Consider the following 18,636-nt stretch of genomic DNA (forward strand, 5'->3'; position numbering starts at 1 on the left):
AGGTATAACAATGAAAAAAGAACTATAGTTTTATTTTAAATGGATTAGCTAATTTCAAACTGTAATCTATCGTAAGCTAGAAACATATTTTCGGGCAATTCTCTGGAAACAGCTTCATGCAGTCCCATTCGATGCCCTATATGTGTAAAATAGGTTTTATCGGCATGAATGTCATAGGCAAATTCAATCGCCTCATCCAATGTTAAATGTGAAATATGAGATTCCTTTTGCAAAGCATTTACCACGAGAACCTTTACTCCTTCCAATAATTTCCGTGATTCTGCGCTGATAAATTTCGCATCAGTAATGTAGGCGAAATCTCCGATCCTAAAACCCAAGACTGGCATTTTATAATGGAGAACCTCAATAGGCATAATTTCTTTCCCAAATAAAGACAAGGGTACACCGGCCTTTATCTCCTCCAAATCCAACCTCGGAGCTCCGGGGTATTTAACTTCAGTAAACGCATAATAAAATTCTCGCCTTAGCGCTTCATGGAGAGCTGCTGTACCGTAAATAGAAATTGAGCTATGCTGCTGATAATTAAATGCCCTTACGTCATCTAAACCAGCAATATGGTCTTTATGTGAGTGTGTCATTAACACCGCATCCAAATGCATAACTTTTTCGCGCAACATCTGATACCTAAAGTCTGGGCCAGTATCCACAACCAATGTATGTTGATTGTATTCAATAAGAATAGAAGAACGTAATCTCTTATCACGTCTGTCTTCAGATTGACAGACCTGACATTGGCATGCTATTACAGGCACCCCTTGTGATGTTCCGGTTCCTAAAAATGTTATTCTCAAGCTACAATTTTTGATTTCAATATTTCTTCATAAATCGGAAGAAGTTTTTCAGAAATGGCTTCCGAATCAATTTCAATATCCAATAATATGTTCCACAATGACTGGATTTTTATTTCAAGATTCGAAAACTTATTGACTACTACAACTTTTGTCGTCTGCAACATACAAGCGCCTGTGCGGAATGAACCTTTCTCGTATCTAACTTTATACCCTTGCTCCTTAAAAAACTCTTCTAACTTAGTTAAACTGCTTTGTGTAAACGGCAACAAAATCTCTCCTTCCTTTTAAATTTCTACCTCAGTCTTCCAAACTTAGATAAATTTGATTTTATATACAAATAAAATCACTGCTACTCATCAACGCGCCAACTTAAGAAGTTCATTGCCAAAAGTATCCCAGCTGTATTTCCTTTTTTCATCGATAATATTCGTTCTAAATTGCTCTTCTTTGTTGTAATGGTAAAATGAAAAAATACCGTCGGCTATTTGACGGGCATCAGGTTCCACAACATAACCAACGTAGCCATCTTGAACCAATTCCGGCAATCCCCCAACATTACTCACAATCATGGGAAGATCAAAATGATAAGCAACTTGGGTAATCCCACTCTGTGTAGCGCTACGATAAGGCAACACAACGCAATCCGCAGCTGAAAAATAACGCCCGACCTCCTGATTTGGAATAAAATCGGTATGCATAAAAATAAACTCTTCTAGTTTATACTTTTTTATAAGCTCCAGATAGGGAGCAGGGTCACCATAAAACTCTCCGGCAAGCAATAATTTAACACCGAGATCGCGAACCTTGGAATTAGCTAATGCTTCTAGCAAGATATCTAAGCCCTTGTATTGACGAATAAAACCAAAAAACAATACGACTTTATCCTCTTCGGCAATCTTAAGTAATCGACGTGCTTCCTTTTTACTTTGATGCGCACCATAGTTATCGTAGAGTGGATGCGGCGTATATACCGCTGGCATTTTCGGGCTTAACATTTTCAGATCTGCCAGCACACTTTTACTCATAGTGAGACAAGCATCAACAGATTTCAAAAAGTAGCGGATCAACGTCTTATCACCTATACGTTGTTCATGAGGGATTATATTATCAGCGATACATACAATTTTAGTATGTTTATTTTTTCGAACCTGTCGCTGGATTGTTCCTAAACAAGGCCCAAAAAACGGCATCCAAAATCGCACGATAAGCAAATCGTAGTTCGCCTTCCTAAGCTCCCTACCAACCTTTATCCAATTAAGTGGATTAATAGAATTCACTGTCGTTTTAATATGAAGACCGGTTGGTGCAGGCTCATCTGAATATTGCGACTTTCCTGGGAAAAGAAAATTGGGATACTGCAGACTAAAGGAATAGATATCCACTTCATGACCTAACTCCTGAAAATGGGATGCCAATCGTTCATTAAAAGACGCTATCCCCCCTCCCCTCAATGGATAGGCGGATCCTAAAATCACAATTCGCATAATTATTTAGATGACTTTCTCAATTTGATAATCATTCCGATCTGAGCTGCTTCTAGAGACTAACTCTGCCAAAAAACCTGTCAGAAATAATTGTGTTCCCAAAATAATCGCTGTCAGCGCAAAGAAAAATAATGGCTGATCTGTTATATCTCTAAATGGTGTACCGCTAGCTATACTCATCAGTTTGTGGCAAATCAGATAAATGGAGATAAATAAACCTGCAAGAAAACTAATCACCCCCATAACACCAAAAAAGTGCATCGGTCTTTTCGCAAATTTGCCGACAAAAAATATAGATAATAAATCCAAGAAACCTTTTACAAAACGGCCCGGACCAAATTTGGTTGTACCGTATTTACGTGGGTAATGCTGTACAACCTGTTCCTGTATATTGGTAAATCCAGCCCATTTCGCAATAACGGGTATATAACGATGCATCTCGCCATAAACCTCAATGTTTTTAACAACATCTTTTTTATAAGCTTTAAGACCACAGTTAAAATCATGCAGGTTATGAATTCCAGACATAGATCTTGTTACCCCATTAAACAATTTTGTTGGGATTGTTTTGGTCAATGGATCATAGCGCTTTTGCTTCCAACCCGATACTAAATCCGCTCCCTTGTTGACGATCCGATCATACAGTTCAGGAATCTCATCTGGACTATCCTGTAAATCAGCATCCATTGTAATAACAACATCGCCCTGTGCAGCAGCAAAGCCTACATTTAAAGCCGCAGATTTTCCGTAATTGCGTCGGAACTTTATCGCAGAAATATTCGTGTTCTTTAACTTCAACTCTTCAATAACTTTCCAAGAATTATCTTTACTCCCATCATCAACTAAAATAATTTCATAGGAAAAATGATTGGCCGCCATAACACGGTCGATCCAAGCTGTCAATTCGGGTAAGGATTCTTCTTCATTAAATAAAGGAACAACAACAGAAATATCCATGTGAATGTTAATCATGCTAAAAATGTAGTATTATTATACCAACAAAGGTATTACTTTTTCAGTAATACCTTATAGGGTCAATTTTATTTTATTAAACACTAATTGGTCTCTTGCTTAATCACCAATTTTTCTCGTTTTGTCAAGGCTGATAATAGTAATGCAAAAACAAATTGAAACATCAATGTGATTGCCAATCCTTTGAACACCTGCCCTAAGGTTATCTTTCCTATAGCATCAACTTGCTTTTCAAGTTCTGCGATTTTTGAATCTATAACTTCATCTGGCACATTGTTTTTCTCCATATACTCAATGGTAACGTTAATTGTATGCGTCACCACCTTTTCTTGTAAAGTTGGATTAATGAAATTAACATACAGTTGCGTACCAATAGTGGAAATAATCGTAGAAATAGCAAGCATCATAAAGATCGATTTCAATGCTATAGAAAAATTCCAGTATCCACCATTTGCTTTCCTAAGAGAGAAGGCGAACAGCGCAGAGATAACAACAAAAATCCCCGTATTAACAATAAATGACATCGACATTACCCCCCAAAAGGAATTTAAGTCTTTGACAACAAACAAAACAACTAATCCTAGAATAAAAGAAATTATTCCTAAAATAACACCATAGATAATACTTTTCTTTTTGTCGATTACCGCATCAAATCCTACATTACTTTGGTTGAATGATTCTGCCATAAAATTATTTGTTATAGTAAGTACTAATTATTTGGTAAAGGGCGATATCAAAAGCCTTATTGGAAGAAGCTTCAGCATACTCCTCAAATTGCTTTTCAGATGGTTTCAACTCGCTAAAGAAACTCATAATAGGATAGAAAAGTTCATAAACTTCGCTTCTCGGATTTATTCCTTTTCCTACTTTTGCAATTTCGGCATACGGGCTATCTACGACAATTTGATTAGCAATGATATCTTCATAAATTTCATGCTCATCTTGGAATTCATCTTCATCGACCAGTAGAAATTCTTTTAGGAAATCATCCAGTTCAGGTTCAATCTCATCATCCTTACATTCCCCTAAATAAAGAAAAATATTCAACAATTCTGTTCCACGATCTATTGTTTCATCTTCGATCGCTTCCCATTCCTCAGAATCCAAATAATCATCTTCCAGTTTTAATACGTCATTGGAGAAAAAGTTCATCAATAAAAGATCGACATATACTTCACGAAGTTCGTCAAACAACGGATAGTCATCAAAAGACTGATCCAACAGTTCTAATTTCTCTAGATAGCTGGCCTCCGTATTGAATACACCAATAATCTTTTCGAGAAACTCTGCGGCTGTCGAGATTCCATCAACCTTGCCATAATTTAATATACCTGCCTCAACGGCTGCTTTAAGATTTGCTTCCATGGTTTTAATCGTTTTTTATGATTTGACTATTATTGATGACCAATTCGACAGCGCCTTTTAATGTCTGTCCGAACAATGGAGAATTTTTTGATTTGGATTTATTGGTTTTCTCATCGAAGTTCCATGTTTTCGCTGAGTCAAATACGACAAGATTGGCTACTGCCCCTTCTTCAATAAGAGGAACTTCAAGTCCTAGAATCTGTCGGGGTCTAACTGAAAGACTATTGACAATTTGTTCTTCGTTTAATCCAGCACGAACCATGAGTGGCAATACGGTCTGTAGTCCAATAATTCCATTTTTTGCAATATGAAATTCTACATTCTTAAATTCTATTTCATGTGGTGTATGTTGCGAAACGACGGCGTCAATAGTACCGTCCTTAATTCCTTTAAGTAATACCTTAAGATCTGCCTTTGTGCGTAACGGCGGGCTCACCTTATAATTGCTATCAAAACCGACAATATCTTCGTCAGTAAAGACTAATTGATGTGCAGCAACATCACATGTCACTGGAAGACCTTTTGCTTTTGCTTTTTTTATCAGGTCAACGGCTTCTGGTGTGCTAATGGATGCAAAATGAATTGGAGCTCCGGTATATTCCGCCAAATACAGATCACGAGAAACCATTAACGATTCGGCAAGATTGGGAATACCCTTCATCCCCAAATAAGTACTCATCGCACCTTCATTCATTTTGTTTCCACCTGCCATAGATTCATCTTCAGCATGTGAAAAAATCAATCCATCGAATCCCTTCGCATATAACAACGCTCTGCTCATTAATCCCGCCTGCTGTACACTCCTATTTCCATCACTGAAAGCGACAGCACCCGTTTGCTTCATATCAAATAGCTCGGCTAGTTCCTTTCCTTCTCGCTTTTTACTGATAGCTCCAATTGGATGTACATCAACAACATTTCCTTTCGCTGTATTGACAATAAGTGCAACTTCAGAACGGCTTTGAATCGCCGGTTCGGTATTTGGCATTACAGCAACTCCAGTAAATCCTCCGGCTGCTGCTGCTGCGGTTCCACTTACAATGTCTTCCTTGGTTTCTAATCCAGGTTCTCCAAAATTGGCATGTAAGTCAAAAAAACCTGGCGCTAAAATTTTTCCGGCGCCATCGATGGCCTCTATGTTTTTATCAGCTACTTTGACAGATTTTCCAATCTGTGCAATCTTTCCCTTTTCGATAAATACATCAACTTGCTGCTGATGAAATTCATTACCAGGTAAAATTACTTTAACAGAAGTAATCAATAAGCTTTTCATATATGAATGTGATTGAAATTAAAAGGATACAACTTATTTATCGAAGCATATAGCGTGCGCAGTGTTAACAGACAAACGGTGGCTTTATCACTATAAATCATATAGCTGCAAATAACTTTTTCGCGTGATGCCTGTGATTGCTTCATTTCGAGAAACAAAGTTACAAAATACAAATTTATTAAAGAACATTAAAAATAGATTTCAACGAGGAATAACTAGGCATTTTCTCCCCACTGATAATGTTTAAATTCAAACCCTGCAAGACTCAAAATCCGATCAACCACCGTTTCTGCAACATCCTCCAAAGTCTTTGGCAAACTATAGAATGAAGGTGATGCAGGACAAATGATACCTCCGGCCTCTGTCACCAATTTCATATTTTGAATATGTATAATACTTAGCGGTGTCTCACGGGTAACCAAAATCAATCTTCGTCGTTCTTTTAGCATTACATCTGCCGCGCGAGTTGTCAGATCAGAAGAAATTCCGTGGGCGATCCTTGATAATGTCCCCATTGAACACGGACAGACAATCATCGTATCATAGCGAGCCGATCCTGATGCAAAAGGAGCAAAGAAATCACCCTTATCATAAAATTTGAACGGTATATCCTGATAACTCTCATCGCCTAACTCTGCACGCCATACATCCTTCGCATTATTAGACATTACAATTCCAACTTCTGCGATCTGTGTTTTTAATACCAATAGTTTTTTAAGTAAAACTTTAGCATAGATTGAGCCGCTAGCTCCAGTAATGGCAATAACAATTTTTCTCTTAGACATCTCTTTTAAAATAATAAAAACAAAGCTATAAAAAAAGGGTCGTAGTGAGAAACACCCGACCCTACATCTACCTATGAAAAACATGCCCTTGGGAGGGGCTTAACAAAAGTACATCTACTTTTTAATTTACAAAAACATTATGCGCATTACTACACATTTGTGTATATAAAATACCCCAAAAACAACTTTTTTCCGGATTTTAAGATCCAATTCACCCCGTAAAAACACCCTTCTTCTAAATTTCAGTTCAATCTCAAGCAAAATTAAATACAAATATTTTCGCAAATCAAACATTTATTCTCATCAATAAAGTCTATTTTAGTGACAACGTTAGACAATTTGTTAAGACATGAACCTTTCCGTTTTAGAACAATATATTGAAGAAGGCAGAAGCCATGATATCGACTTATTATTGATTGGAAATCCCGAACTTTTACAAGAAACAACGAGTCATGGAATTTCTCCCCTCCTATTGGCTTGCTATTATAACAAACCCCAGATCATTCGGACACTTTTACAACACACCAAATCCATGACTATCCATGAGGCCTGTGCGGCTGGATTAACCTCATACCTGGAGGCTATTATTTTGCAAGCTCCATCTGTTGTCAACGAATGGTCATCACAGGGTTTTACGCCATTGACCTTAGCAACATATTTCAACAAAGCAGACATTGTCCGTCTTTTACTATCCAAAAAAGTCAATCCGAATGTTGTAACCAAAAATGAACAACTCACCACTGCACTACATATTGCTGCGGCAAACAACAATGAAGAGATCGGCAAGTTGCTTATCGATGCTAATGCAAATGTCAATGCCATTCAAGCTACTGGCGAAACTCCACTTCATTTCGCTGCTCAATTTGGTAATATCGACTTTATTGTTGCCTTACTCGAAAATGGAGCCGACACCAGAGTCATCAATATTTCAGGATTAGCTCCAATGGATATGGCATATGAAAAAGGCCATAAGGAGATTGCAGAGATTTTAAAGAACTAATTTCTTTTTAAAATTTCGGACCCAATGCTGCAATGAAGGCAGCGCTTCCTATCACAATAAAATCTCTTTAACTGCAAAATTCCTTGACTTTGCAATGCGCTTTGAACATGCCAATCATATTGAGCGAATTGTCTCACAACAACATTTTTCTCTGCAGGAAGCTGCTCCAAAAGATCTAGCGCTTTATCAATATATGACTGAATACTAAAATATTTACCGTATGAAAAAAGAAATACGATAATCACATTAATAACAAGCGTGTCAATAGTTTCTTTACCCAGCCGAACCGATGTTTTTACCTTCGTTTTTGTACCAAAAGAAAAATATCCCGCAAAACAATCAGCCGGCGACTCTATCTTAAATAATTTTCGAGCAGCCTCCAAATCATCCACAGCCAAAATCTTTGCAACACCCAACTCGTTCTTACTAAACAAAACAGCTAATTGCGTGATTCGCCGTTCAGGAAAATTATAAGGTCTCATTCTCATCCTTTTCCAAACCCCATAAATAGCCTCTATACCATGAATATGTTTTTGATACTCAAATTCACCAGCTAGCCGCTTCATATACTCGCTTTCTTGTCCTTGAATTAACAGCCTGCTTATCCCAAAGAAAAGAGCCTCTATTTTAAACAGGTTTGAACGATATTTTTGTAAAATGTTCCAAGGTAATTTTTCCCCAAGCTCCTGAAATGTATCTGCATTAACTTTTAATCCCATACATCTGCAGATCCATACCCATAAAGTTTTTTCCCAATCCGTATTAAATTGTTTTAAAATCACCAACATTTGTTGAACTTTCATTTCTAGCCGTTCGATAGCTAAAGCACTCAGCCACATGGATTTTTTAAAAAGATCAATAGAACCAAGCTGAAATTCACAAGGTATCGAACTTTTTGTATTCATCATCGCTGAATACCGTTCCAACAGATGCTGTTCCACATATTCCGAAAGCACCAATGTCGGTATCGATGTCCCATCATTTCGGTAGATAACTTTATCATTTTTCCAAACCACATGTAAGATAACGTTATTATAAACGACATCTTCCTGATGACAATGTCGATCCCAATCCGAAGATTGGATATGCATCTCGACATGACCAAACCAATCATTACCTTTACACCTAATATGTGACATGAGAAAATCGGGGCCGGAATCTGTATTATATTGCCCCACATGAACAACGACCAAGGGTTCTCCATCAGTAGAATTCAACCCATTTGCACGGAATAGCCGAAGTTTCCAGATAAACTGCATTAAGTTTTCTGTAACTAACATAATTGTAATTTTAGAATTAAATCAACCGGCTATGGCTTATAATTCCTTAAATATACAATTTAATAATTACTGTTTCTTATAGATCTTTAAAAGATCATTGGAAACCAATTTGCTTTCTAGCAATTGTCCCTTAAATTGAGGAGCCTCAATCCCGTTCAATAATGTTGTTGCAGACTCAAATACCCTTGCCTCATCCCAGAGATCCGCATCTATAAACATTTGCAGAGTAGCACGCCCTCCTTCTATGATTATTGACTGAACATCCATTAAATAAAGTTGATAAAGAATATTCTGCGGCAGATACAACCCATAATTTTCAAGCTCAATATACTTCACATTTGCTGTCCATTCTGTCTTTTTAGCATTGAACACAATTGTATCAGCTTGATCATTGAGAATATTGGCATCTAGTGGAATAGCAAGATCTCTATCTAAAAGAATACGCAATGGGTTGCTACCCTGCCATTCTCTTACGGTCAGACTGGGATTATCTACGACTGCAGTATTTGTACCAACCAAAATAGCATCTTCCTCCGCTCTCCAACGGTGAACCAACTGTTGGCTTGCGGCATTACTTATCCAAACCTGCTTCCCCTCTTGTCCTATAAAACCATCCTTAGTTTGTGCCCATTTTAAAATAACATAGGGGCGGAATTGACCGATACGTGTAAAAAACCGACGATTGAGCCATACGGCCTCTTTTTCCAGTAAACCAATTTCAACCTCAATACCCGCTTCCCGTAGTATTTCCACTCCTTTGCCATTGACCTTTGCGAAAGGATCCAAACAGGCTATAAAAACTTTCAAAGGTTTCAGCTCCGCAATCATATTAGCACAGGGTGGCGTCTTTCCATAATGCGCGCAAGGTTCAAGGCTGACATAAAAAGTACTTTCCGCGATAAGCCGCTTTGCCTTTTCCCCATACTTTTGCATAACCTGTTGTACAGCATTGACCTCAGCATGTGGTCCACCATACGGAGAAGTATACCCTTCGCCGACAATTTTACCATCCAAAACAATGACAGCCCCAACCATTGGATTGGGACTTACTGAACCTGCACCCATTTGGGCCAGTTCCAAACAACGATGCATATATTGCTTGTGCATATCCATAGATACAAATCTATGAAAATCGTACCTTTGACACATGAAAATACTTCAAGATTTCGAATTATTATTTCAACATGAGCTTCAGGAGTTATATGATGAGGATGAAATAAAAGCTATATTCTTAGTGGTTGTTGCCGAAAAGTTTGGGTTAAATAGAACCAATTATCAATTGAGAAAAACAGATATCGTCAACGAGGCGGATAAGGCTGAAGTACTTAGCATCCTTCAGGATTTAAAAAAGCACAGACCTATACAGTACATACTCAATAAAGCAGATTTTTATGGCGAAATTTTCCAGGTCAATGAATCGGTCCTCATTCCACGCCAGGAAACTGAAGAACTTGTCGATCTGATCATCAAAAACCACAAATCTTCTCAAAACCTAAAAATTATAGATATCGGAACTGGCTCTGGCTGCATCCCTATCACCTTATCAAAGCATCTCAATAATGCCCTGGTAACAACGATAGACATCTCAAAAGAAGCGATAAAAACAGCACAAGAAAATGCTAAGAATTTAAAAACTCAGGTTCAATTTATCAATGCGGATATATTTGAATGGGAATACATTTTCTCCGACCAACAATACAATATCATTGTATCCAATCCGCCCTATATAACCCCGGGAGAAAAGCAGCATATGAACCAAAACGTATTGGCTTATGAACCTGAGCTCGCATTATTCATTGAAGAAAGCGCTCCGCTGATTTTTTATGATGTTATTTCATCCTTTGCACTTAAACATTTAACCCCAGATGGAGATCTATATTTTGAAATCAATCAATATCTCGGTGCAGAAATGAAAGAACTTATGGTCAAAAAAGGATTTGAGCAGGTCAAACTCATAAAAGATATCAATGGAGCAGACCGAATAATCCATGCAAAAAAAGCGCGATAAAAAATAATCCGTTTATTTATTAAGCAGTTAAGGCCTTTTCGTCAAAATTTGCACGCAATAATTTGGCATATATCAAAAGAAATTCTACCTTTGCATCACTTTCAAAAACAGAAAGGATTCCGTAGCTCAGCTGGTAGAGCAATACACTTTTAATGTATGGGTCCTGGGTTCGAATCCCAGCGGGATCACTAAAGAAAAGCTAATCGCAAGATTAGCTTTTCTTGTTTAACACTCGCAGAAACTCCTTTTTGTTCTGCAAAAATTACCGGCAAAACCGAAAAGCTACGACAAAACCTATGTGCAATCCTATTCAGCCTATAGTTACCGAGGATCTTATATTGCGCTGTTCTCACAAAACTATTTTCATTATCAGTTGTCTCTATTTATACAGACAAAAATTTAAATAATGAAAAGGCAATTAACATACATAATAATGTCATCCTCTTTTTTCCTTATTACAAGCTGCTCCGTAATAGAAGGGATATTTAAGGCTGGTGTTTGGACAGCCATCCTCATCGTGGTTGTTATAGTCGCCCTTGTCCTTTGGCTCATCAGTAAACTTTTCGGCGGCCCCAAATAACAACCTCCTCTTTTAACAAACTTTTCGACACTTTTCGCCCGAATACAAACAACATCTCATCAATTCTCATTAACAACGCTTTTCTTGATCTCCATTTGAAAACATGTTTTTTATCTTATCTTTATAATTTCAAGAATTTACGGGCTCAATACATTAAAAATAGTAACCGATAATTCAAGAATAACTCTAGTGCTATCTTACCATCGTATTAACGCTAGAACATTTGTAATCAATGAAAGAGGATCGAGCATATGAAGAGATTTACATTAAAAGAGATTGGCCAACAGTTAAACCTATCTCCAGGAACCATTTCCAAAGCACTAAACGATAGTCATGAAATAAGCGCAGAAACAAAAAAGCTAATTTTAGATTTTACGCAGAAAATCAATTATATACCAAATTTCTCCGCAAAAAGCTTAAAAACGGGGCGCTCAAACACCTTAGCAATCATTGTTCCATTTATCTCAAGCTCATTTTTCTTTGATTTCTACGAAGATATCTCGCACATTCTATCGCAGACGAATTATAAACTGATCCTATTGCAGACTTTTAACGACGAGAAAAAAGAAAAAGAAGCGCTAGAACTTTGTGTACAGAGTAATATCGAAGGAGTAATCATTTCCCCTGTAAAAAATGATTCAAGCTTATCGCTTTTGTTTTATATGATGGAACAGGTTTGTCCTGTTATTATTTTCGACCGAATAAACCATCAGCTCGATACATTCAAAATCGGAATCCAAAACAACAAGGTCATCTACCAGGCAACAGAAGAAATGATCAAAAACAGAAGAGAAAATATCATTCTTTTACTATGTAAAGATATTGGCGGAAATGTAAGCCGTATAAAAGGATATAAAGATGCACTCTTCAACGCCGGCGTACCCTTCAAAGAAGAAAATATTATAGAAATATCCTATTCCAGCCCCAAGGACAATATCGATGACGAACTGGAAAGCAAAATAAGTACGCTATTAAATAGGCCCTTTGCTCCAAATGCACTCCTCTCAACGACAGACACCTTATCACTAAAAGTTTTACACATATTAAATAAATTGAAGGTGAAAATTCCTGATGACATGAACTTAATTGGCTTTAGCAACACCCCTTTTGCCAACAGTCTCAATCCATCTCTAACAACAATCACCCAACCAACACAGCTAATGGCAGAAAAATCAGTGGAGCTCCTCTTGCAGATGTTAAAGAAAAAAAACAAAAAGAATTATTTCGAATTCGAGACGTATTTTTTGGACTGCAGTATCGAACACCGAAAATCTACATCATCCCTTTAAAGAAAAGGTCAAAATTCCGCTATGGAATTTTGACCTTTTCAGAAAATACCGATCTCTATTATTAACGATCGACCGCAACATCCACCAATTAAACCCTACTTAATCAATGATCGTAATGCATGGACAGGCAAATCTATTTTAGTGTCATTGGATAGATTTCCGTTCAATGTTCCCCATTGCAAACTATCTAAACGGACAGATGATTTGCCTTCAGTTTTGATATTCAGAAGACCAACTTTGGCTTCAGGTCCTTTCCTATTGAAATATACTTCTGAATTGTTTGCCACAATATCTGCACTTTGATAATTCGTACGCGGAAGCCCCAAAACACTATTCGTTGTGTTAACAAATAAACGACCGACAAGAGAATTCCCCTTACTGTCCGTCCCGCCAAGATCGTCAATAGTGGAGTTTGTCAGGTTCAGGTTCAACGTATTTATAACGGATTTCTCCGCAAGGGAAAATACCTCAACGCTATCACCCACAACAGTCAACTCGTTCAACTTGGCAGATAACTCGTTAATACCCGTATTTTTTAATTTTAAAACCTTAAGATCAGGTGAAAAAATATAAATTGACTTATAAAACCCCTCTCCTCCTGATAAAAGATCTAAGGTAAGATTGCCAGATTGATCGACATTCGTTTTCACAAAGTCGGCTTGACTTTTATTAACTTTAACCATAAACTTATCACTTTTCACCCAATACAACCCTATACCACTTGCATTGGTACCTACAATATAAAGCTTATCGAAAGCTGCCAAGGGAAACGACCGGTAATAAACATCCTTTGCATCTGGCTTAGATACCTCCTGCTCAACATCAGCATTATATTCTTTCGCATCAACCCGATTTATACGAACAAGGTAGGATGCGACAAGCATCGGAACCGCGAATAAGCCTATTGCTAATCCCATTATTATTTTTGTACTTAATTTCATGACTCATTTTGATTAAAATTCTGACTTACAAACCGTCTATAACGTTGTTCTAACTCATCCAAACCGATTTCCAATAAATAAATATTACGAAAAAACAAGGGAAGATCTTCTTCTAGAAAAATTGCCTTTCTATATAACTTCACATTCTTCACCGATTCTTGTGTCAGAAAAAAACCAATCCCGCGCTTATTGGCTATAATTTCTTTCTGCTGCAACATATCGTAGGTCCGCATTACAGTATTGGGATTAACCTCCATCTGAACTGCCAATTCCCTTACTGAGGGGAGTTTTTCATCCACTTTCCAGGTCGCTAGTAAAATATGATCACATACGTACTCAGCAATCTGAAGGTAAATGGCTTTATTTGCATTGAACTCCATATTAAATCTCCTTTTCTTTTAACCTTAAAAAAGCAACCGCCCAAATCATTATGGTAAGCAACACTCCTACAGCGCCGATCAATGCAAAAATATGATTTGAATCAGACCAATAGTTATTATCCATTGTACCTACGGTATCCTGAGTCTGGGTTTTCATTAAGTAAACAAAAAGACACATCCAAACAACACAGTAAAGCACAAGAAAAATAGCCGTCTTTACATATTGATAGTTTTGGTAGACGATCCCACCAAGTAAGAAAATTGCATTCAGAAGAATTGGTACAAAACAAAAATAATAAGCCGGTTCGGGGTATTGAACCTTGAAAAAGTACTGCCATAGATCCACACTGACCGCCTCTCCTGATGGCTGTACTTCATTTACAACCACAGAACCAACGCTCCTCAAATAAGAAACAAATGCCAAATCGATCAAATAAAAGACCAATAAGTATGAACCAATACTCACGACAACCGTATAGAATAAGCTGACCAGAAACTTTTCCAATTGTGAAGCTGGAATCATCAGCTCAAAAATCGCCCGAGTCTTCTTCCCTAAATCAGCAAAATAACTGCTCGAGACAACCGTTACAAAAAAGAGTCCCAAGATACAAAACAACGGTGCTCTGAAATTTAGCAACGAATAAACAGTATTCTTTTTGATATCATCATAATTTGATCCCAAATTAACTGCATAAAAACCAAAAATTACCCCAGCAATAATCCCTATTGACATCAGATAAATTCGCCCAAAACCAATCCATTGTCTTCGAATCAGTGCAAAAAAACGCGTAGCATTAAATAGATTTGACATATTCATCATGTTTAATAAGGTCCGTAATTTTTTCCTTGCACTGTAACACTGCATTAAATAGCAACTCCAAATCCAGTTTCGAATCTTCTACCGCCGAGTTTGGGAGAATAACATTAAAACCGCCCACTCCTTCTTCGGAATAGAGTGTATCCAAAGGCAACTCTCTTACTTTTTTAAAGCATAAACGATCAGTAATCACATACATCGGAGCGTTGAGTGCGACCTTATGATCATCAAGTAAAATAACAGCATCAATAAGATTATCCAGATCACGCACCTGATGTGTGGAGATAATCACACATCGATCGTCAGTAATGGCAGAAGCCATGATCTTTCGAAACTGAACCTTAGAAGGAATATCCAAACCATTCGTTGGCTCATCCATGATGATCACTTTTGTTTTAGACGCTAAACCGAAAGAAATAATATATTTCTTTTTCTGTCCATAACTCATGTTTGCTAATTTTTGCTCAATGGGAATATCGAACTCACGGATAAGCTGATCAAAATATACCTGATCGAAGTTGGGGTAGAACCCTGCATTAGCTTTCAGAAACTGTTCTGATTTTACGGCAGGGAGATAAAACTCTTCCGGAATAAAACTAATCTCCCTTAACAAGGAGGGTTCCCTTCGATTAGGGTTATGCCCCAGCACATCAACTCGTCCCGAAACAGGATATACCAAACCGGCAATATTCTTAAGCAAAGTTGATTTGCCAGCACCATTCTTCCCCAACAAGCCATAGATATGCCCCTGCTTCAATTCAAGATCCATATGAAGAAAGAGTGGCCTTGATTTACTATAGCTGAAATTTAGATTTTGGATAGTAACCATACTACTGTATTATTTAATTAATACACTAATATAGAAACGAATTTTATATAATTCCAAAAATATTTTAAAAAAAACACAGGCAGAGCTTTGCTTACGCTCAGGCATTGCCTTAATTTAACAGCGCAAATCGGACATAGGTCAACATAAATACTTAATTCATGTAACAAACATAATAACTTGACAAATAAATTGTTATTAAGATACATTATGAAATTCGCAATAAACAAAACGTAACTTTGGCGATACGTATTATCGGTGTTAAAAAACTGAACAAATTAAAACTATCCGCCAAAAGTAAAATAACCGCATTCTAAGCCGAAATAAATTAAAACCATACAAACCCCTTGAGAATAACAAACAGCACCTCAGAGTGGCTAAAAACAGCCAAAAATAAAACACACAAGAGCAGTATTGATTGTTCAATAGGAAACACCTTTGTTCTTGCAATCATTTGAGCTGTCTATTTGAACCAGTTAATTGTTATTCTGCACCTGAACGATAAACAACAAATTACACGCAGCAGTAGTATTAACCAAGAGTTAAACAATATACAAAACAATCTAATAATCAAAATAATAAAAAATTTATATAAACAATAAATACACATAAATATGACATACCTTGAACAACAGATTAGTCAACTGATGAAAAACCGCCGTCTATTTTATGCGATGATATTGCTTAAAATAGCATTAAATCTATTTTATTACCATCTTTGTCTGTATGATGAATTACATTTATCCTTTCATTCTAGCGATGCATTCTTTATGGAGATGGGAGGTACTGATTGTACTAACGATTAGTCTCGTGAATTTTTTTTACAAAAGAAAAAAGGAACTTCCATTCTCCCCTACCGATCAATTTCTTGTAAAAACTACGGTTATTTCTTTTTATATTCAGCTAGTTTTAGGTTTTAGCCTCTATGTACTGAGCCCCATCACACAATACTTCCTGCAACATTTTGACGAAGCAGTTCACCTCAGGCAAATTCGCTTCTTCGGCATGGAGCACAGTAGCATGATGATTATTGCCGCAATCTGCTTAACATTAGGTGCCCTTAAAAGCAAAAACGCCGATACAAACGATCGACGTTTTAAAATATTATTAATCTGGTTTGGACTAGCTCTCCTGATCGCTCTTAGCTCCATTCCCTGGGAATTCTCGCCGCTGACAAGCAGACCTAGTTTTCGATCATTTTAATTAGCTATTTTGCCAGTTGGCTTTTCTTTTATTTCGCATTGCATCCATTCCCTCTTTGAAATCATTGGTTTTACGTAAATCTGCCAAGCTCTCCAATAGAAAGTTATACTTATCATCATAATCTTGCTCTTTTAATTTTCGCAGTGCTACAAAACCCCGTGATATAGCCAAGGGAGCATTTTCCAGAATCGTCCTTTTCAATTCAATTAATACTGTTTCTTCAGCATCCAGCATGCCATACAAGATTTCTTTTTCCAAAGCCTCCTCAGCAGAAAAAGACCGACCGCTGATACAGAGATCCATCGCTTTTCGTTCAGGCATATATTCTGTAAGCAACGCCAACACCTGAAATGGAAAAAGTCCAATTTTCACTTCAGGCAAAGAAAAACGTACATGTGGGAGAGCAAACAAATACGTACAGGATAATGCTATCAAAAAACCACCTGCAATAACATCTCCCCGAACAACACAGATTGAAGGCTTATCTAAACAGGCAAATATTTCTGCCAGTGACTTTTCAACCTTGGGAATTGCCGAATTTCCAATATCTAATGTAGGGTCCTCAAAAGCTTTAAGATCCATACCAGCACAGAACACGGGACCCTCAGCCTCTATTTGTACTAAACGAACATCAGGATTGCTATTCGCCAAATTCAATGCATAGGCTATTTCGCTCACCATTGTCGGACTAAAAGCATTTCTTTTATCCGAACGGGCTAAGGTCAAGTTGAACACATGCCCCTCAACGTGCACTTTAATAAAATTCAGTTTTTCCATCTACAAAATCATTTGTCTGAAGCTATGCTCCAATCCGATTATTTCAGCATCAGTTCCTCGTCCAAAATAATGCAACAACAGCTCTGAAGGTATATTACCGACCAAATCATCTTTTGCAAATGGACAGCCGCCATAACCGAGCAATGCGCCTTCAAATTTACGGCAACCTGCGAGGTAAGCTGCTTCAACCTTTGCAAGACTTTCCTCTCGCCTTGCATGAAAATGTGCACCTACTTCCAGTGTTGGAAAACGAGTTTTAACAAAACTAAATAATTCTGAAATCTGATTTGCATCGGCTTCTGAAGTTGTGTCTGCCAAAGAAAATTCCCGAATGCCAAGATCGCATAATTTTCCAATCCACTCTTCTACCAAAAGTGGGGACCAAGGGTCACTATATGGGTTTCCAAAAGCCATGCTAATATATACGACCAGAGATTTATGCTGTGAGTCGACCAAAGCTTTCATTTCTTTTACCTGCTGATAAGAAGCCGCCAAGCCCATATTGGTATTTCGAAGTTGAAATGTTTCCGATATTGAAAATGGATACCCTAAAAAGTCGATTTTTTCCTCTAGAACTGCCTCCTGCGCACCCCGAAGATTGGCAACAATCGCCAATAACTTCACTTTCTCATTCGTTCTGATTCCTTCCAATACTGCTTTTGTATCCGCCAACTGCGGAACTGCTTTCGGCGAAACGAAAGATCCAAAATCAATAACATCAAACAGCCCACTTTCGATTAACGTATTGATATGTTTAATTTTCTTATCTGTCTCAATAAAGTTATGAAGCCCTTGAACAGCGTCTCTTGGGCAATCAACCAATACAACTTGCTCCCTCATAATA

Annotated in this window: 19 protein-coding genes and 1 tRNA gene; 5 read left to right on the top strand and 15 right to left on the bottom strand. The window is 37.4% G+C overall.

Annotation, left to right across the window (positions count from 1 at the left end):
- Window positions 1-44 precede the first annotated feature (44 nt).
- From M2419_RS02050 to M2419_RS02080, 7 genes are all read right to left on the bottom strand, one after another.
- Window positions 45-812, bottom strand: a complete 768-nt coding sequence (locus M2419_RS02050) for an MBL fold metallo-hydrolase (RefSeq protein WP_153848273.1) — start codon at window positions 810-812, stop codon at window positions 45-47.
- 356 nt (window positions 813-1,168) lie between these two features.
- Window positions 1,169-2,296 carry a glycosyltransferase gene (locus tag M2419_RS02055; protein WP_153848272.1) on the bottom strand — a complete coding sequence of 376 codons (1,128 nt, stop codon included), beginning with the start codon at window positions 2,294-2,296 and terminating at the stop codon, window positions 1,169-1,171.
- 6 nt (window positions 2,297-2,302) lie between these two features.
- The gene (locus M2419_RS02060) at window positions 2,303-3,253 is read right to left on the bottom strand and encodes a glycosyltransferase family 2 protein (protein ID WP_075993353.1); all 951 of its coding nucleotides are present in this window, start codon (window positions 3,251-3,253) and stop codon (window positions 2,303-2,305) included.
- Between the two features lie 98 nt (window positions 3,254-3,351).
- A complete protein-coding gene (locus M2419_RS02065) occupies window positions 3,352-3,954 on the bottom strand; it encodes a DUF4199 domain-containing protein (protein WP_075993354.1) in 603 nt (200 codons plus the stop codon).
- Window positions 3,955-3,958: 4 nt separating this feature from the next.
- Window positions 3,959-4,633 carry a hypothetical protein gene (locus M2419_RS02070; RefSeq protein WP_159731031.1) on the bottom strand — a complete coding sequence of 225 codons (675 nt, stop codon included), beginning with the start codon at window positions 4,631-4,633 and terminating at the stop codon, window positions 3,959-3,961.
- A gap of 4 nt (window positions 4,634-4,637) precedes the next feature.
- Window positions 4,638-5,906 carry a dihydroorotase family protein gene (locus tag M2419_RS02075; protein WP_259254135.1) on the bottom strand — a complete coding sequence of 423 codons (1,269 nt, stop codon included), beginning with the start codon at window positions 5,904-5,906 and terminating at the stop codon, window positions 4,638-4,640.
- A 215-nt stretch (window positions 5,907-6,121) separates the two neighbouring features.
- Window positions 6,122-6,691 carry a UbiX family flavin prenyltransferase gene (locus M2419_RS02080; protein ID WP_159731035.1) on the bottom strand — a complete coding sequence of 190 codons (570 nt, stop codon included), beginning with the start codon at window positions 6,689-6,691 and terminating at the stop codon, window positions 6,122-6,124.
- 349 nt (window positions 6,692-7,040) lie between these two features.
- Between M2419_RS02080 and M2419_RS02085 the strand changes: the two genes are divergently transcribed.
- Complete coding sequence (locus M2419_RS02085; RefSeq protein WP_075993358.1) at window positions 7,041-7,691, top strand: ankyrin repeat domain-containing protein; 651 nt, start codon at window positions 7,041-7,043, stop codon at window positions 7,689-7,691.
- Here the strand turns inward: M2419_RS02085 and M2419_RS02090 are convergent.
- A complete protein-coding gene (locus M2419_RS02090) occupies window positions 7,688-8,971 on the bottom strand; it encodes a DUF2851 family protein (protein WP_153848267.1) in 1,284 nt (427 codons plus the stop codon). The two genes, M2419_RS02085 and M2419_RS02090, sit on opposite strands and share 4 nt — an antisense overlap.
- Before the next feature lie 66 nt (window positions 8,972-9,037).
- Complete coding sequence (gene ribD, locus M2419_RS02095; RefSeq protein WP_153848266.1) at window positions 9,038-10,084, bottom strand: bifunctional diaminohydroxyphosphoribosylaminopyrimidine deaminase/5-amino-6-(5-phosphoribosylamino)uracil reductase RibD; 1,047 nt, start codon at window positions 10,082-10,084, stop codon at window positions 9,038-9,040.
- A gap of 34 nt (window positions 10,085-10,118) precedes the next feature.
- Here ribD and prmC point away from each other — a divergent pair, with 34 nt between their 5' ends.
- From prmC to M2419_RS02110, 3 genes are all read left to right on the top strand, one after another.
- Window positions 10,119-10,979, top strand: coding sequence for a peptide chain release factor N(5)-glutamine methyltransferase (prmC, locus tag M2419_RS02100; RefSeq protein WP_259254139.1), 861 nt, complete (start codon window positions 10,119-10,121; stop codon window positions 10,977-10,979).
- Between the two features lie 115 nt (window positions 10,980-11,094).
- Window positions 11,095-11,167 (top strand) — tRNA-Lys (locus M2419_RS02105).
- 643 nt (window positions 11,168-11,810) lie between these two features.
- Window positions 11,811-12,848 (top strand): LacI family DNA-binding transcriptional regulator, encoded by a 1,038-nt coding sequence (locus M2419_RS02110; protein ID WP_153848264.1) that lies wholly within the window; start codon window positions 11,811-11,813, stop codon window positions 12,846-12,848.
- Between the two features lie 95 nt (window positions 12,849-12,943).
- Here M2419_RS02110 and M2419_RS02115 read toward each other — a convergent pair whose 3' ends face one another.
- The 4 genes from M2419_RS02115 to M2419_RS02130 are packed head-to-tail and all read right to left on the bottom strand — an operon-like array spanning window position 12,944 to window position 15,815.
- Window positions 12,944-13,789 carry a hypothetical protein gene (locus M2419_RS02115; protein WP_153848263.1) on the bottom strand — a complete coding sequence of 282 codons (846 nt, stop codon included), beginning with the start codon at window positions 13,787-13,789 and terminating at the stop codon, window positions 12,944-12,946.
- The gene (locus M2419_RS02120; RefSeq protein ID WP_070567719.1) at window positions 13,786-14,169 is read right to left on the bottom strand and encodes a GntR family transcriptional regulator; all 384 of its coding nucleotides are present in this window, start codon (window positions 14,167-14,169) and stop codon (window positions 13,786-13,788) included. The genes M2419_RS02115 and M2419_RS02120 overlap by 4 nt, the downstream gene beginning before the upstream one ends.
- A gap of 1 nt (window position 14,170) precedes the next feature.
- Entirely contained in the window at window positions 14,171-14,980 is an 810-nt protein-coding gene (locus M2419_RS02125; RefSeq protein WP_153848262.1) for a hypothetical protein, read from the bottom strand.
- A complete protein-coding gene (locus M2419_RS02130) occupies window positions 14,964-15,815 on the bottom strand; it encodes an ATP-binding cassette domain-containing protein (RefSeq protein WP_153848261.1) in 852 nt (283 codons plus the stop codon). Before M2419_RS02130 ends, M2419_RS02125 begins: the two co-directional genes overlap by 17 nt.
- Window positions 15,816-16,538: 723 nt before the next feature.
- Here M2419_RS02130 and M2419_RS02135 point away from each other — a divergent pair.
- Window positions 16,539-17,015, top strand: coding sequence for a hypothetical protein (locus M2419_RS02135; protein ID WP_159731041.1), 477 nt, complete (start codon window positions 16,539-16,541; stop codon window positions 17,013-17,015).
- On the opposite strand, the gene M2419_RS02140 is transcribed toward M2419_RS02135, so the two are convergent.
- Together M2419_RS02140 and M2419_RS02145 are read right to left on the bottom strand one after the other, a co-directional pair.
- On the bottom strand, window positions 17,016-17,792 hold the full coding sequence (locus M2419_RS02140; RefSeq protein WP_159731043.1) for an enoyl-CoA hydratase/isomerase family protein: 777 nt from the start codon (window positions 17,790-17,792) through the stop codon (window positions 17,016-17,018).
- Complete coding sequence (locus M2419_RS02145; protein WP_182331233.1) at window positions 17,793-18,632, bottom strand: hydroxymethylglutaryl-CoA lyase; 840 nt, start codon at window positions 18,630-18,632, stop codon at window positions 17,793-17,795. It abuts the gene before it with no gap.
- Window positions 18,633-18,636: the final 4 nt, after the last annotated feature.

The sequence above is a fragment of the Sphingobacterium sp. BIGb0116 genome, from assembly GCF_024808035.1.
In the GTDB taxonomy this organism is placed as follows: Bacteria; Bacteroidota; Bacteroidia; order Sphingobacteriales; family Sphingobacteriaceae; genus Sphingobacterium; species Sphingobacterium paramultivorum.